The organism is Nocardioides campestrisoli, from assembly GCF_013624435.2.
In the GTDB taxonomy this organism is placed as follows: Bacteria; Actinomycetota; Actinomycetes; order Propionibacteriales; family Nocardioidaceae; genus Nocardioides; species Nocardioides campestrisoli.
In genome coordinates, this window is the sequence record NZ_CP061768.1 from 3,153,334 (window position 1) to 3,168,810 (window position 15,477).

Sequence of the window (15,477 nt, forward strand, 5' to 3'; positions counted from 1 at the left end):
GTTCCGCGTCCGGACGCACCCGCCGAACGACCAAGAAGAACGCAGAACGAGAAGGAGAGTCAGCACGTGCAGCAGAACCAGGCGCAGGCCCCGACCTACGCCGTGATCGGAGCCGGTCCCAGCGGACTGGCCGCCGCCCGCAACCTCCAGCGCCGCGGCCTGTCCTGGACCGGCTACGAGCAGGCCTCCGGAGTCGGCGGCCTGTGGGACATCGACGCCGAGCACAGCACCGTCTACGAGTCGGCTCACCTGATCTCCTCCAAGACCACCACCGAGTTCACCGAGTTCCCGATGGCCGAGTCGGTGGCCGACTACCCCAGCCACCGCGAGCTGCTGGCCTACTTCAACGCGTTCGCCGACCACTTCGGCGTGCGCGAGGGCTTCCGGTTCCGGACCAGGGTGACCCGCGTCGAGCCCGACGGCGACCAGTGGCTGGTCACCAGCACCGGTGCGGAGGGCACCCGGACCGACCGGCACGCCGGCGTCCTGGTGGCCAACGGCACCCTCAGCGAGCCGGCCGTGCCCACCTTCCGCGGTCGCTTCGACGGCGAGGTGCTGCACACCAGCGCCTACAAGCGGGCCCAGGTCTTCGCCGGCAAGCGGGTGCTGGTGATCGGCGCGGGCAACTCCGGCTGCGACATCGCCGTGGACGCCGTGCACCACGCCTCCTCGGTCGACCTCAGTGTGCGACGCGGCTACTACTTCGTGCCCAAGTACCTCTTCGGCCGCCCCTCCGACACGCTGAACCAGGGCAGGCCCCTCCCCCCGCGGATCAAGCAGGCGATCGACACCCGGGTGCTGAAGGCGTTCACCGGCGACCCGGTGCGGTTCGGCCTGCCCGCGCCGGACTACAAGATCTACGAGTCCCACCCGGTGGTGAACTCGCTCGTCCTGCACCACCTCGGCCACGGCGACATCACGGTGCGTCGTGACGTCGAGTGCTTCGACGGCGACGGCGTGCGGTTCGTGGACGGCGAGCGGGCGACGTACGACCTGGTCGTGCTGGCCACCGGGTACCACCTGCACTACCCGTTCCTGGAGCCGGCGCTCCTGGACTGGGCCGGACCGGGCAGCGGCACCGCACCCGACCTGCACCTGAACATCTTCGCCCGCAACGCCCCCGGGCTCTTCGTGCTCGGCATGGTCGAGGCCTCCGGACTGGGCTGGCAGGGCCGCTACGAGCAGGCCGACCTGGTCGCCTCCTACCTCGCGGCGCGGCAGGAGGACCCCGCGCTGGCCGCGCGCTTCGAGCGCGAGCAGGTGCACGGCCCCGCCCCGGACCTCACCGGCGGCTACCGCTACCTGGGGCTGGAGCGGATGAGCTACTACGTCAACAAGGACGCCTACCGGGCGGCCGTCCGCGAGGCCCTGGAGAGCCTCCAGCAGAAGGAGGCCGCCCGATGATCCCCGACCTGCTCCCGCTCGTCGCCGACGTCGACAGCATCAAGATCGCGTTCGAGGAGGGCTCGCTCACCACCCTGAAGATCGTCATCGGGGCGATCCTGTTCGGCATCGCGCTGGACACCCGGCTCGAGGACTTCGCGGTGGCCGCCCGTCGCCCGGGCACGATCGCGATCGGCGTGGTGGCGCAGTTCCTGCTGCTGCCGGCCCTCACCTTCGGCCTCACCCTGCTGCTCGACGTCCGGGGCTCCGTGGCGCTCGGGATGATCCTGGTGGCCTGCTGCCCGCCCGGCAACGTCTCCAACATCCTCACCCACCGGGCCCGCGGCGACGTGGCACTCTCGGTCTCGATGACCGCGGTGGGCAACGTGCTCGCGATCTTCGCGATGCCGCTCAACGTGGCGTTCTGGGGCGCGCTGCACCCCACCGGCAAGGCGGTGCTGGAGGACATCGAGCTCTCCGCGTGGGACATGCTGTCCGAGATCGCGCTGGTGATCGGGCTGCCCTTCGTCGCCGGCATCACGATCGCCCGGCTGTGGCCGGTCGTCGCCGCGCGGGCCGGCAAGGTCGTGGGCCCGGTCGCCTTCCTCGGCCTGGGCGCGGTGATCGTGGTCGGTGTCGCCAACAACTGGTCGATCTTCCTCGACTACATCGGCGTGGTGGTGATCGCGGTCTTCCTGCACGACGCGCTCGCGCTGCTGCTCGGCTACGGCATCGCCAAGGCCACCCGCCTGCCCGACTCCAGCACCCGCGCGATGACCTTCGAGGTCGGCATCCGCAACGCCGGGCTGGGCCTGCTGCTCGTCTTCACCTACTTCGACGGGCTGGGCGGCATGGCCCTGGTGGCCGCCTGGTGGGGCATCTGGGACATCATCGCCGGACTCGCCGTCGCCCAGTGGTGGCGGTCCCGGACAACGACCCGACGCAGCCAGGAGGCCGCAGCATGAGCACGATCCTGGTCACCGGCGGCAGCGGCTTCCTCGGCACCTCGGTGGTGCGCGGCCTGGCCGGGGCTGGTCACCGCGTCCTCAGCGCCGACCTCCGCACGCCCGCCGACCCGGTCCCCGGCGTCGAGCACCTGGTCGTGGACGTGACCGACCCGGACGCCGTGAAGGCGGCGTTCGCCGGGCACGACGTGGAGGTGGTGGTACACCTGGCCTCCATCGTCACCCCCGGCAAGGACAGCTCACGCGCGCTGGAGCACGCCGTCGACGTCGGCGGGACCCGGCACGTGCTGGACGCCTGCCTGGCCGCCGGCGTACGCCGGGTGGTGGTCTCCTCCTCCGGCGCCGCCTACGGCTACCACCCCGACAACGGGGCAGCCCACGGCGGCTGGCTGACCGAGGACGACCCCGTGCGCGGCAACCCTGAGTTCGCCTACAGCGACCACAAGCGCCAGGTCGAGGAGATGCTCGCCGAGCTGCGGGCCAGCCACCCCGGGCTGGAGCAGGTGGTGCTGCGGATCGGCACGATCCTCGGCGAGCGGGTCGACAACCAGATCACCGCCCTGTTCGAGAAGAAGCGGCTGCTCAAGATCCGGGGCAGCGCCTCCCCGTTCGTCTTCGTCTGGGACACCGACGTGGTGGGCGCGATCGAGCAGGCCGCGACCGGCGAGGTGACCGGGGTCTTCAACGTCGCCGGGGACGGTGCCCTGACCATCGACGAGATCGCGGCCGCGCTGGGCAAGCGCACCCTGGCGATCCCGGAGCCGGTGCTGCGCGGCGTGCTGGCCGTCGGCAGCAGACTCGGGCTCACGGCGTACGGCCCGGAGCAGACCGTCTTCCTGGCCCACCGCCCGGTCCTGGACAACACCCGGCTCAAGGAGGTCCTGGGTTACCGGCCCCGGCGGACCAGCGCCGAGGCGTTCGAGGCGTGGCGGGTGGCGAAGGGCCTCTAGCCGGCGCACCGACGGGCCGACCGTCTCCGGATTCCGGGCGTGCGCAGCACCGGCTGCTCGACAGCCGGAGGGCCAGCGGGAACCTAGGGAAAAACCCTGGTGCCACCGACGGTGCCCCGATGCTGCACTGGGGGGATGCCTCAGATGCTCACCAGCCGGCTCACCGGTCCGGTCTCCAAGTGGGTCGTGCTCGGCCTGTGGATCCTGGTCACGGTGGGCAGCTCCGTCCTCGCCTCCCGGCTCGTCGACGTGCAGAACAACGAGACCAGCTCGTGGCTGCCGGAGAGCGCCGAGTCCACCCGGGCGCTGGCCGAGACCGAGGAGTTCCGCGACCCCGACGCGATCCCGACGGTGGTCGTCTACGTCAAGGACTCCGGCCTGGCCCGCACGGACATGGCCGCCGCGCAGGCGGACGCCAAGGAGTTCGCCGCCCTCGACCACGTCGAGGGCGAGGTGGTCGGGCCGATCCCGTCCAAGGACGGCGAGGTGATGCAGACGATCGTCACCTTCGACTACGGCTCGGAGGGCTGGGAGCTGATGCCCGGGATCGCCGACGACCTGCACGAGATCGCGGTGCTCGACGGCGGGGACGTCTACATCGCCGGGCCCGGCGGGCAGGCAGCCGACTCCGCGGAGGCGTTCGGCGGCATCGACACCACGCTGCTCTTCTCCACCCTCGGCGTGGTGATCGTCATCCTGCTGCTCACCTACCGCAGCCCGGTGCTGTGGCTGCTCCCGATCCTCTGCGCCGGAGTGGCGCTCTTCGGCTCCCAGGCACTGGTCTACCTCCTGGTCCGGTTCGCCGACCTGACGGTCAACGGGCAGAGCTACGCCATCCTCACCATCCTGGTGATCGGCGCGGGGACCGACTACGCCCTGCTGCTGGTGGCTCGCTACCGCGAGGAGCTGCGCCGGCACGAGGACCGGCACGAGGCGATGGCGTTCGCCCTGCGGCGGGCAGCACCCGCCATCCTGGCCAGCGCCCTCACGGTGACCCTGGGCATGCTCTGCCTGGTCTTCGCCGAGATGAACTCCACTGCGGGCCTGGGCCCGGTCGCCGCCGTCGGCATCGTGGTCACGTTCCTGGTCCAGGTGACCCTGCTCCCGGCGCTGCTGGTGATCAGCGGCCGCTGGGTCTTCTGGCCCCGGGTCCCCTCGTACGGGTCGCCGGAGCCGACCCGCACCGGTCTGTGGGCCCGCGTCGGGCACCGGATCGCGCGGCGACCGCGGGTGGTCTGGGTGAGCACCACCGTGCTGCTGGGGGTGGCGTGCCTCGGCCTCTTCCGGCTGGATGCCAGCGGCCTCTCCACCGAGGACACCTACACCCAGGAGATCGAGTCGGTCACCGGCCAGCAGCTGCTCGCGGCCCACGGTCTGCTGGACGAATCGAACACCGTGCAGGTGGTGTCGAGCTCGGCCCAGGCCGGCGAGGTGCGCACCGCGATGTCCGACATCGACGGGCTCGGCCCGCCGGACCGCCCGACGGTCCACGGCGAGACCGCGTACGTCCAGGCGGTGATCGCGCACGACGTCTCCTCGCCGCAGTCCTTCGCGGTGGTGGAACAGGTCCGGGACGCCACCCACGCGGTGCCGGAGGCCGACGCCCTGGTCGGCGGCGGGTCCGCGGCCTTCCTCGACATCCGCGAGGCCTCCACCCGCGACAACTGGGTGATCATCCCGGTGATCCTGGTGATGGTGCTGCTGATCCTGATGGTGCTGCTGAGGGCGGTCCTCGCCCCGCTGATCCTGGTCGCCACCGTCGTGCTCTCCTTCGGCGCGGCGATGGGCATCTCCGCCGTGCTCTTCGAGTACGTCTTCGGGTTCGAGGGCTCCGACCCGTCGTTCCCGCTGTTCGCCTTCGTCTTCCTGGTCGCCTTGGGGATCGACTACAACATCTTCCTGATGACCCGGGTGCGGGAGGAGACCAAGCACTCCGGCACCCGGGAGGGATCGCTCTACGCGCTGACCACGACCGGCGGGGTGATCACCTCGGCCGGGCTGGTCCTGGCCGCGACCTTCCTGGTGCTGGGCACCATCCCGGTGGTCTTCCTGGCCGAGCTGGGGGTCGCCGTCGCCCTGGGCGTCATCCTGGACACGATGGTGGTGCGCTCGGTGCTGGTCACCGCGATCAACCTGGACCTGGGCGGCCGGATCTGGTGGCCCAGCCGGCTGGACCGTCCCGGGCCGCCGCCCGAGCCCGACCTAGCCCCGACCGCTGGAGGAGCGGGCCCGCCGTGACAGGGAGTCGATCGCCACGGCGAGCAGCAGCACCGCCCCGGTGACCATGAAGCGCACCGACGAGTCGACCCCGACCAGGTTGAGCCCGCGCTGGATCGCCTGGAGCACCAGGATCCCGAGCAACGCCGAGTACGCCGAGCCCCGGCCGCCGAAGAGCGAGGTGCCGCCGATCACCGCCGCCGCGATGGCCATCAGGTTGGTGTCGGTGGTGCCGGAGGCCTGGGAGACCGAGGTCTGGAGCCCGGCGGCCAGCAGACCGCCCAGGGCGGCCAGGGTCGAGGCCAGCACGAAGACCGAGACGTAGACCCGGGTCACCTTGATCCCCGACCGCCGGGCGGCCTCCTCGTTGCCGCCGACGGCGAAGACGTGCCTCCCCCACCGGGTACGGCGCAGCGCCAGGTCGGTGGCGACCACCAGGGCGACGAAGAAGAGCCACAGGTAGGTCCAGCCGCGGTCGATGTTGACGTACCAGGTCAGCGCGCCCAGCCCGACCAGCAGGACGGCGGCCTTGGCCAGCACCACCGGCATCCAGGCCGTGCCCAGCCCGGCGCGGGCCCGCTGCCGGTTGCCGACCACCTGGCCCAGCAGGTAGAGGCCCGCCACCGCGACCACCAGCACGTAGGAGGCGGCCGGGGCGAGGAACTCGAAGCGGGTGAACTGCACCAGGAAGCTGTCGCTGGGCAGGTTGATCGTCCCCTGGGTGCCCAGCACGTAGAGCAGGGCGCCCTGGAAGCCCAGCAGCCCGGCGAGGGAGAAGACGAACGACGGCACGCCGACCTTGGTGTAGAGCACGGAGTAGAAGAGCCCGACCGCGACGCCCACCCCGATGCCGGCCAGGAGCGAGAGCACGGTGCCCGCGTCGCGGTCGACCAGCAGCACCGCCATGGTGGCCGCGGCGAAGCCGCTCACCGAGCCCACCGACAGGTCGATCTCGCCGAGCAGCAGGACCAGCACGATGCCCAGGGAGATGATCCCGACGGGGGCGGCGAACTGGGTGATGGAGACGATGTTCTGGGAGGACAGGAAGCGCGGGTTCTCCAGGTAGAAGCCCACCGAGATGATCAGCAGCCCGACCACCACGGGCAGGCTGCCGAGCTCGCCCGAGCGCAGGCGGGCCCAGGAGAGCCGCAGGTAGCCACCCAGCCCGACGGTCCGGATCAGCCGCTCGTCGCTGAGGTCGACGGCCAGGTCGGCGGCCTCGGAGCGCGTCTCGTCGGTGGTGCTCACGACCGCTCCCCGTGCTGGACACGCGCCCGCTCGGCCCGCTGGGCGACGACGTTGTCGGAGGCGCCGGTGATCGCGGCCACCACGTCCTCGGTGGTGGCCTCCTCGACCAGGAACTCCGCGGCGTTGCGCCCCAGGCGCAGCACCACGATCCGGTCTGCGACGGCCTGCACGTCGGCCATGTTGTGGCTGACCAGGATCACCCCGAGGCCGGACTGGCGCAGCCGCTCGATCAGGTTGAGCACCTCGGCGGTCTGGGCGACGCCCAGCGCGGCGGTCGGCTCGTCGAGCATCACCACCTTGGGGGCACCGACCAGGCTGCGGGCGATCGCGACCGTCTGCCGCTGCCCTCCCGAGAGCGAGGCCACCGGGATGCGGACCGAGGGGATCTTCGCCGACAGCGAGCGCAGCAGCCGCCACGCCTCCTTCTCCATCGCCACCTCGTCCAGCACCGGACCCCGGTGGAGCTCCTGACCGAGGAACAGGTTGGCCACCACGTCGAGGTTGTCGCACAGGGCCAGGTCCTGGAAGACCGTGGCGATGCCCATCGCCTGGGCCTCGGCGGGTCCGGCGACGGCGAACCGGGCGCCGTCGAAGGTGACCTCGCCCGCATCGGGGCTGTGGACGCCGGAGATCACCTTGACCAGCGTCGACTTCCCGGCGCCGTTGTCCCCGACCAGGGCCACCACCTCGCCGGCTCCCACCTCGAGCCGGACCTCGGTGAGCGCCTGCACGGCGCCGAACCGCTTGCTCACCCCGGCCAGGGAGAGCACGCTCTCCCGGACCGGGGCAGCTGGCGAGGTCACTGCAGACCCGCTTCCGCGCAGGCCTCCGCGTACTGGTCGGTGCAGATGTCCTCCACCGAGTAGAACTCGTCGGCCACGACGGTGTCGCCGACGTTGTCGGCGGTCACCACGATCGGGTCGAAGATGAACGACGGGACGCCCTCGAAGTCGGTGGTCTCCCCGACGTCGTCGCCGTTGACGAGGTCGACCGCCAGCTCGGCCGCCTTCTCGGCCTCGATCGCGATCGGCTTGTAGATCGTCATCTCCTGCTCGCCGGCGACGATCCGCTGGATACCGGCGAGCTCGGCGTCCTGGCCGGTGACGGGCGGCAGCTCGTCGGCGGCCACCCCGGCCCCGGTCAGCGCGGCCACCACGCCCCCGGCCTGGCCGTCGTTGGCGGCGTAGACCCCCTGGATCTCGTCGACGTCGTACTGGTTGAGCATGTCGGTGACGAACGTCTGCGCGTTCTCCGGGCTCCAGTCGGGGTTGTCGTACTCCTCGAGGATCTTCACCCCCGAGTCGTCGATCGCGCTGTGCGCCCCGGCCTTGAACTGGGCGGCGTTCGGGTCGGAGGGAGCGCCGTTGAGCATCAGGATGCTGCCCTTGCCGCCCATCGCCTCGACCAGCGCCTCGCCCTGCATCCGGCCGACGGTCTCGTTGTCGAAGGAGATGTAGTAGTCGGCGTCGGCGATGAAGCGGTCGTAGGCGACCACCTCGGTACCGAGGTCCTCCGCGGACTGGACCATGCCGCCGGCCCCCTCGCCGTTGACCGGGTCCAGCACCAGGACGGCGGCCCCCTCGGACAGGGCGGTGTCCACCTGCTCGCTCTGCTTGTTCTCGTCCTGGTCGGCGTTGTAGTAGAGGAGCTTGCAGTCGTCGCAGAGCTCGTCGACCTTGTCCTCGAAGAGCGGCCGGTCGAAGGCCTCGTACCGGGTGGTCTTCGACTCGGGCAGGAGCAGGGCGATGACCTTGCTGTCCTCGCCGTCGTCGCCTCCCGCGTCGTCGTTGGCGCCGCACGCGGTCAGCGCCAGGGAGCCGCACAGGAGCGCGGCCCCCAGGGTGGCCAGGCGGGTGGGAAAGCGGGCGGGAAGACGAGCGGGCAGGCTGCTGGGCATGGTCCCTCCTGGGAGGCTCCCGGACCGAGTGACCGAGATACCTTCCCTGAGTGTGATCAGCCTCACACTCGCGGTCAAGGGCGGCTGCTCAGCGCAGCGCGAGCTCCTCGCAGGCGCTCGCCAGCTCGGCGGTGCAGATCTGGTCCAGGGTGAAGACCCGGTCGCGCACCACGGTCCGGGCGACCGTCTCGCCGGTCACCGACACCGGCTCCAGGAGGAACGAGGGCACCCCCTCGTAGTCCACGCCGCCCTCGACCTCGGCGCCGGAGAGCAGCGCGACGGCCACGTCCGCCGCCTGCCGGGCCAGGGCGGGCAGGGGCTTGTAGACGGTCATCTGCTGCTCCCCCGCGACCAGCCGGTGCACGGCGTCGAGCTGCGCGTCCTGGCCGGTCAGGTACGGCCTGCGCCGCCCGAGGTCCAGCTCCTCCAGCAGATCCGCGACCCCGGCGGCCTGGGTGTCGTTCGCTGCCACCACCGCGTCGACCCGGCGCAGCAGCCGCGCCTCGTCCTCGACGAAGGCACGCGCCTCCTCGGCGCTCCAGGTCTGCGGGGAGTGCTCGGCCGCCACCCGGACGCCGGCCCGGTCGAAGACGTCGGCCAGCGAGTCGCGGATCGCCGCCGCGTTGGCGTCTCCCCGGGCGCCGTTGACCAGCACCACGCGGGCACGGCGACCGACCGCCTCCACCACGGCCTCCCCCATCTGCCGGCCGATCTGCGCGGGGTCGACCGAGACGAACCAGTCGGCCCCGGCGACGTACCGGTCGTAGGCGATCACCGGCACCTCGCCGGCGGAGAGCACCATCCGCTCCCCCCACTCCGAGTCGACCGCGTTGAGCACGACCACGTCGGCGCCCGCGTCGAGCGCCTCCTCGAGCTGTGCCTCCTGGCGCTCCGGGTCCTGGTCGGCGTTGTAGGTCAGGTAGTCGCACCCGCGGCACGTCTGCTCCACCTGCGCGCGGAAGACCGGCTCGTCGACGCTCTCCCAGCGGTCCGCCTGGGTGGAGGCGAGCAGGAAGGCCACCACCGCGCGGTCGGGCTTCACACAGGCCGACAACCCCGCCGAGAGGGCGAGGCAGAGCGCGAGCGCGATCCAGCTCCTGGGGGTGGCCACGACGACGACTCCTTCTGGACGGGGCGGTACCGGTCGCTGGGGACGCTAGCGCAGCCGCGCCGAGGCCCGGACCCGGCCACCGCTCAGGGGAACGGCAGGAAGGGCTCGTCCTCGGGCCCGCACGCGCCCCCGACGCTGAGGTCCCTGCTGTAGGCGGCGGCGTGCCACTGGGTCACCTCGAGGTCGGTGAGCGCGTCGTCGTCCCGGGCGAAGACGGCGGTCACCCGGTCCCCCTCCACCTGGGGCGCGGTCTCCTGGTCGTGCTGCCTGAAGTCCGCACCCACCACGTTGACCAGGTGCTCGGCCAGCTCGCCGTCCTGGTAGACGAGAAGCAGCTGGGCGCGCGTCCCCTGCTCGTCGGCCAGCTGCACGGAGTAGTCGAACCGGTCCGACGAGGGCACGCCGAAGCCGTCCCAGGTCACCGTGAAGGCGTCGTCCTCCTCCACCAGCGCGGCCTGGCCGGAGGCGGAGCCCTCGAGCTCGCACGAGGCCTCCCGGAACCCGCCCGCCCCGTCGGGACTGTCCGCGTCGCTGTCGCTGCAGGCCGTGACGAGGCCCAGACCGGCCAGCACCAGGGCGGCGACCCGGCCTCTCACTCCCACTCGATGGTGCCCGGCGGCTTGGAGGTGACGTCGATCGTGACGCGGTTGATCTCGGCCACCTCGTTGGTGATCCGGGTCGAGATCCGCTCCATCACCTCATAGGGCAGGCGTGCCCAGTCGGCGGTCATCGCGTCCTCGGAGGTGACGGGGCGCAGCACGACCGGGTGGCCGTAGGTCCGGCCGTCGCCCTGGACACCGACGGAACGGACGTCGGCGAGCAGGACCACCGGCATCTGCCAGATGTCCCGGTCCAGCCCGGCGAGGGTGAGCTCCTCCCGGGCGATCGCGTCGGCCTCGCGGAGGATCTCCAGCCGCTCGCGGGTGACCTCGCCGATGATCCGGATCCCCAGCCCCGGACCGGGGAACGGCTGGCGCCAGACGATCTCCGACGGCAGGCCCAGCTGCTCGCCGACGAGGCGGACCTCGTCCTTGAACAGGGTGCGCAGCGGCTCGATCAGCTCGAACTCGAGGTCGTCGGGGAGCCCGCCCACGTTGTGGTGGGACTTGATGTTGGAGGTGCCGGCGCCGCCTCCGGACTCGACCACGTCCGGGTAGAGCGTGCCCTGGACGAGGAAGGCGACCTTGGCGCCGTCAGCAGCCGCGTCACCGAGCACGTCGGCCTCGGCGGCCTCGAAGACCCGGATGAACTCGCGTCCGATGATCTTGCGCTTCTCCTCCGGGTCGGTGACCCCGGCGAGGGCGGACATGAAGCGCTCCTCGGCGTCGACCACGTGGAGGTTGACCCCGGTGGCGGCGACGAAGTCGCGCTCGACCTGCTCGGCCTCCCCCTTGCGGAGCAGCCCGTGGTCGACGAAGACGCAGTCGAGGCGGTCGCCGATCGCGCGCTGGACCAGCGCAGCCGCGACGGCGGAGTCGACGCCCCCGGAGAGCCCGCAGATGGCCCGCCCGGTCTCGCCCACCTGCTCGCGGATCCGCTCGATCTGCTCCTCGACGATGTTGACCATCGTCCAGGTGGGCCGGCAGCCGGCGATGTCGTGGAGGAAGTGCTCCAGCACCCGCTGGCCGTGCTCGGAGTGCAGCACCTCGGGGTGCCACTGGACCCCGGCCAGACCGCGCGCGGTGTCCTCGAACGCGGCCACCGGGGTGACGTCGGTCGAGGCCAGCACGGTGAAGCCCTCGGGGGCGGCGCGGACCGAGTCGCCGTGCGACATCCAGACGTTGTGCTCGCTCGGGAGCTCCGCCAGCAGGGTGCCCGGCTCGGTGACCCGGACCGGCGTACGCCCGTACTCGCGGGCGCCGGAGTGCGCGACATCCCCGCCCAGCCCCTGGGCCATGAGCTGGAAGCCGTAGCACATCCCGAACGTCGGGACACCGGCTCCGAAGAGCGCCGGGTCCAGGGACGGGGCGCCCTCGGCGTACACGCTGGAGGGTCCGCCCGACAGGATGATCGCCGCTGGCTTGCGGGCCAGCATCTCGGCGACCGGAGTGGTGTGCGGGACGATCTCGGAGTAGACCCGCGCCTCACGCACCCGACGGGCGATGAGCTGGGCGTACTGGGCTCCGAAGTCGACCACCAGGACCAGGTCGTGCTCGGCTGACGCAGTCATGACCGCACTCTATCGAGAGCCCCCTGCACATGCCTCAGGGCCCGACCGGGGAGGGGGTGGCCGGGCCCTGAGCGCCCATACGGCAAGCCGCCTGGGCGGAGGCCCGGCAACAATGGGAGGGAGCGCCGGGCCTGCTTGTTGTACAACGATGCCGTACCGCACAAGGTTCCGCCACAGCCCGCGCCTATTCCCCGCCGATCGCCTGCCCGCTCGTCACCGCGACGATCGGCAGCCGCAGGGCGCCGGGCGCCGATTCCGGCACGGCCGGCCGCCGGGGCGGCACCGGAGGTACCGGCCGGTAGGCCTCGCCCAGCGCGGGCCGCAGGTCCGCCTCACCCTTGTTGGGCCACAGCGCCATCGCCCGCTCGGCCTGCGCGGTGATGGTCAGCGACGGGTTGACGCCGAGGTTGGCCGAGATCGCGGAGCCGTCCACGACGTGGATCCCGGGATGCCCGTAGAGCCGCTGGTACGGGTCGATGACGCCGGTCTCGGGCGAGTCCCCGATCGTGCAGCCGCCGATGAAGTGGGCGGTCAGCGGACGCTCGAACGGCTCCCCGATGTTGCCTCCCGGCGTGCCCTTGATCACCTGCGCCATCCGCCGGGCCGCCTCGTAGGCCTGCGGGATGTACGTCGGGTTCGGCTCGCCGTGTCCCTGGGTGCTCGACATCCGCCACCCCCACGGGGTCCGCACCCGGATGGTGGTGATCGAGTTGTCCAGCGTCTGCATCACCAGCGCGATCACCGAGCGCTCCGACCAGTGCTTGAGGTCGTAGAGGTCCAGGGCGTTGGCGCGCTCCTTCCACAGCTCGCGCAGCCACGTGCGCAGCCGGTGCTCGCCGGGGACCGGGTCTGCCAGGACGGTCTGCAGCATCGCCATCACGTTGCTGCCCCGGCCGTAGCGGACCGGCTCGATGTGGGTGTCCTCGTCGGGGTGGAAGGAGGAGGTGATGGCCACGCCGCGGCTGTAGTCGGTCGACAGGTCCGGGGCGAGCGCGCCCAGGATCGCCTCGGAGTTGGTCCGGGCCAGCACGCCGAGGCGGTCGGAGATCCCGGGCAGGTCGCCGTCGCCCTTGAGCTGGTGCAGCAGCTTCTGCGTGCCCAGGGCGGCGGCGGAGAAGACGACCTGGTCGCAGGTGAACTCCTTGACCGCGCGCCGGCGCGACAGCTTGGCCTTGGTCCAGCGGGCCTGGACCGTGTACCCCCCGCCCGGACGGGGCCGGACCCGGGTGACGGTGGTCAGCGGGTGCACCACCGTCCCGAGCTGCTCGGCCAGGTGCAGGTAGTTCTTCACCAGGGTGTTCTTGGCGTTGTGCCGACACCCGGTCATGCACTCCCCGCACCCCGTGCAGGCGCGGCGGGCGGGTCCGGCTCCGCCGAAGTAGGGGTCCGCGGACTCCTCCCCCGGGGCCTGGCCGGGCCCGCCGAAGAAGACGCCGACGGGCGTGGGGTGGAAGGTGTCGCCGACCCCCATCTGCTCGGCGACCTGCTCCATCACGTCGTCCGAAGGCGTGCGCAGCGGGTTCTGCACCACCCCGAGCATCCGCTTCGCCTGGTCGAAGTACGGCGCCAGCTCGGCCTTCCAGTCGGTGATGTGCGACCACGACGGGTCGCGGTAGAAGGCGTCCAGCGGTTCGTACAGCGTGTTGGCGTAGACTAGCGACCCGCCGCCGACCCCGGCGCCGGCCAGGATCAGGCAGTCCTTGAGCACGTCGATGCGCTGGATGCCGTACATCCCCGCCGCGGGCATGAACAGGTAGCGCTTGAGGTCGAACGAGGTGTCGGGGTAGTCGTCGTCGGCGAACCGGGCGCCCGCCTCCAGGACACCGACCCGGTAGCCCTTCTCCGCCAGCCTGAGCGCGGAGACCGACCCGCCGAACCCCGACCCGATGACCAGGACGTCGTAGTGGGTCACGCGCGCCCCAGCTTGTTGAGCAGCCGGAGGCTGACGGTCATCACCTTGGCGTAGGTCTCCTCCGACATCCCGGCGGGCGGGCCGATCGGCAGGCCCCGCTGGGTGCCCACCGACTGGGTCTCGGTGTAGCGCAGGATCCCCTCCGCCCCCTGGCGGCGTCCGAGGCCGGACTCCCGCATCCCGCCCATGGGCGCGGCGAGGGTGCCGAACGCGGCGCCGTACGGCTCGTTGACGTTGACCGTGCCGCAGCGCACCTGCCGGGCGATCTCCCGGCCGCGTCGGCCGTCGCCGGTGTAGATCGAGGCGTTGAGCCCGTAGTCGCCCTGGTTGGCGCGGGCCACCGCGTCCGCCTCGTCGTGGAACCGGTAGAGCGAGACGACCGGACCGAAGGTCTCGGTCCCGAAGCAGGTCATCTCCGGGGTGACGCCCTCCAGCACCGTGGGCTCGTAGTAGTACGGCCCCAGGTCGGGCCGGGCCCGGCCGCCGGTGAGCACCCGGGCACCCTTGGCCACCGCGTCCTCGACGTGGGCGGTGACCGTCTCGAGCTGGCGGGCGCTGATCAGCGTGCCCATGTCCACCTCCCAGTCGGTGCTGGCCCCCAGGGCCATCGCCTGGGTGCGGGCCACGAACCGCTCGACGAACCGGTCGTAGACCTGGTCGGCGACGTAGAGCCGCTCCATGGAGATGCACAGCTGGCCGGAGTTGGAGAACGCCCCGCGCACCGCGCCCTCGGCGGCCCGCTCGATCGGCGCGTCCCGGAGCACCAGCATCGGGTTCTTGCCGCCGAGCTCCAGCGAGCAGCCGATCAGCCGCTCCGCGCACTGCTGGGCGATCACCTTGCCGGTGGCCGTCGAACCGGTGAAGCAGAGGTAGTCGACGCCGCCGATCAGCGGGGTGCCGACCTCCGAGCCCTGGCCGGCGACGACCTGCCACAGGTCGGCGGGGAACCCGGCGTCGGCCAGCAGCTCGGCGCCCAGCAGGGCGGTGAGGGTGGTCTGCGAGTCGGGCTTGGCGACCACCGCGTTGCCGGCCATCAGCGCGGCCAGGCCGTCGCTCATCGCCAGGGTGAACGGGTAGTTCCACGGGGAGATCACGCCGACCACGCCCTTGGGCAGTCGGTTGACCTCCGTGCGGGTCAGCACCGGGAACATCCCCGGCACCCGGCGGGTGGCCAGGTGCGCCTCGCTGGTGCGGGCGTAGTAGCGCGCGGTCATCGCCACGTGCGCGATCTCCAGGAAGGCGTCCTTGCGGGCCTTGCCCGACTCCAGGCAGACCAGCTCGGCGATCTCGTCCTGACGGTCCAGCACCAGGTCGTGGAAGCGCAGCAGCCGGCGCGCCCGGTCCGCGACCGAGGTGCGCGACCAGGCCTGCTGCACCTGGCGGGCCCGGACGATCGCCCGCTCGACGTCCGCCGGCGAGCTCTGCGGCACGTGCGCCAACGGCGCGTCGTCCAGCGGCGAGCGCACCTCGTGGGTCTGCGCGCCGCTGGCCGCCACCCGGGCGGTCAGCGCGGCCACGTAGTCGGGCTCGAGGGCGTAGCTGGCGCTCGGGTCGTGCTCGGGGTCCCGAGGTCCGTCGGTGAGGGGTCCGCGGGGAGAGCTGGCAGCAGTCATGTACCGAGAGT

The 15,477-nt window shown here is 71.8% G+C and carries 12 protein-coding genes; 4 read left to right on the top strand and 8 right to left on the bottom strand.

Annotated features, from left to right (window positions below):
• Window positions 1–66 precede the first annotated feature (66 nt).
• The 4 genes from H8838_RS14765 to H8838_RS14780 all read left to right on the top strand — a co-directional run bounded on the left by H8838_RS14765 (window position 67) and on the right by H8838_RS14780 (window position 5,536).
• Window positions 67–1,404 (top strand): flavin-containing monooxygenase, encoded by a 1,338-nt coding sequence (locus H8838_RS14765; RefSeq protein WP_224766156.1) that lies wholly within the window; start codon window positions 67–69, stop codon window positions 1,402–1,404.
• Window positions 1,401–2,348, top strand: a complete 948-nt coding sequence (locus tag H8838_RS14770) for a bile acid:sodium symporter family protein (RefSeq protein WP_185996545.1) — start codon at window positions 1,401–1,403, stop codon at window positions 2,346–2,348. Before H8838_RS14765 ends, H8838_RS14770 begins: the two co-directional genes overlap by 4 nt.
• A complete protein-coding gene (locus H8838_RS14775) occupies window positions 2,345–3,298 on the top strand; it encodes an SDR family oxidoreductase (protein ID WP_185996544.1) in 954 nt (317 codons plus the stop codon). The genes H8838_RS14770 and H8838_RS14775 overlap by 4 nt, the downstream gene beginning before the upstream one ends.
• Window positions 3,299–3,433: 135 nt before the next feature.
• Window positions 3,434–5,536: an MMPL family transporter gene (locus tag H8838_RS14780; RefSeq protein ID WP_185996543.1), complete on the top strand. Its 2,103-nt coding sequence runs from the start codon at window positions 3,434–3,436 to the stop codon at window positions 5,534–5,536.
• Here the strand turns inward: H8838_RS14780 and H8838_RS14785 are convergent.
• The 8 genes from H8838_RS14785 to H8838_RS14820 form a co-directional block, all read right to left on the bottom strand.
• Window positions 5,501–6,763 (bottom strand): sugar ABC transporter permease, encoded by a 1,263-nt coding sequence (locus H8838_RS14785; RefSeq protein ID WP_185996542.1) that lies wholly within the window; start codon window positions 6,761–6,763, stop codon window positions 5,501–5,503. The two genes, H8838_RS14780 and H8838_RS14785, sit on opposite strands and share 36 nt — an antisense overlap.
• Window positions 6,760–7,566, bottom strand: a complete 807-nt coding sequence (locus H8838_RS14790) for an ATP-binding cassette domain-containing protein (protein WP_185996541.1) — start codon at window positions 7,564–7,566, stop codon at window positions 6,760–6,762. Before H8838_RS14790 ends, H8838_RS14785 begins: the two co-directional genes overlap by 4 nt.
• Window positions 7,563–8,660, bottom strand: a complete 1,098-nt coding sequence (locus H8838_RS14795) for a sugar ABC transporter substrate-binding protein (RefSeq protein WP_185996540.1) — start codon at window positions 8,658–8,660, stop codon at window positions 7,563–7,565. Before H8838_RS14795 ends, H8838_RS14790 begins: the two co-directional genes overlap by 4 nt.
• An 88-nt stretch (window positions 8,661–8,748) precedes the next feature.
• Window positions 8,749–9,771 carry a substrate-binding domain-containing protein gene (locus H8838_RS14800; RefSeq protein WP_185996539.1) on the bottom strand — a complete coding sequence of 341 codons (1,023 nt, stop codon included), beginning with the start codon at window positions 9,769–9,771 and terminating at the stop codon, window positions 8,749–8,751.
• An 83-nt stretch (window positions 9,772–9,854) separates the two neighbouring features.
• Window positions 9,855–10,367, bottom strand: coding sequence for a hypothetical protein (locus H8838_RS14805; RefSeq protein WP_185996538.1), 513 nt, complete (start codon window positions 10,365–10,367; stop codon window positions 9,855–9,857).
• Window positions 10,364–11,941, bottom strand: a complete 1,578-nt coding sequence (guaA, locus tag H8838_RS14810) for a glutamine-hydrolyzing GMP synthase (protein ID WP_185996537.1) — start codon at window positions 11,939–11,941, stop codon at window positions 10,364–10,366. The genes H8838_RS14805 and guaA overlap by 4 nt, the downstream gene beginning before the upstream one ends.
• A 184-nt stretch (window positions 11,942–12,125) precedes the next feature.
• The gene (locus H8838_RS14815; protein WP_185996536.1) at window positions 12,126–13,853 is read right to left on the bottom strand and encodes a GMC oxidoreductase; all 1,728 of its coding nucleotides are present in this window, start codon (window positions 13,851–13,853) and stop codon (window positions 12,126–12,128) included.
• Window positions 13,850–15,466, bottom strand: a complete 1,617-nt coding sequence (locus H8838_RS14820; RefSeq protein WP_185996535.1) for a succinic semialdehyde dehydrogenase — start codon at window positions 15,464–15,466, stop codon at window positions 13,850–13,852. Before H8838_RS14820 ends, H8838_RS14815 begins: the two co-directional genes overlap by 4 nt.
• Between the last annotated feature and the right edge of the window lie 11 nt (window positions 15,467–15,477).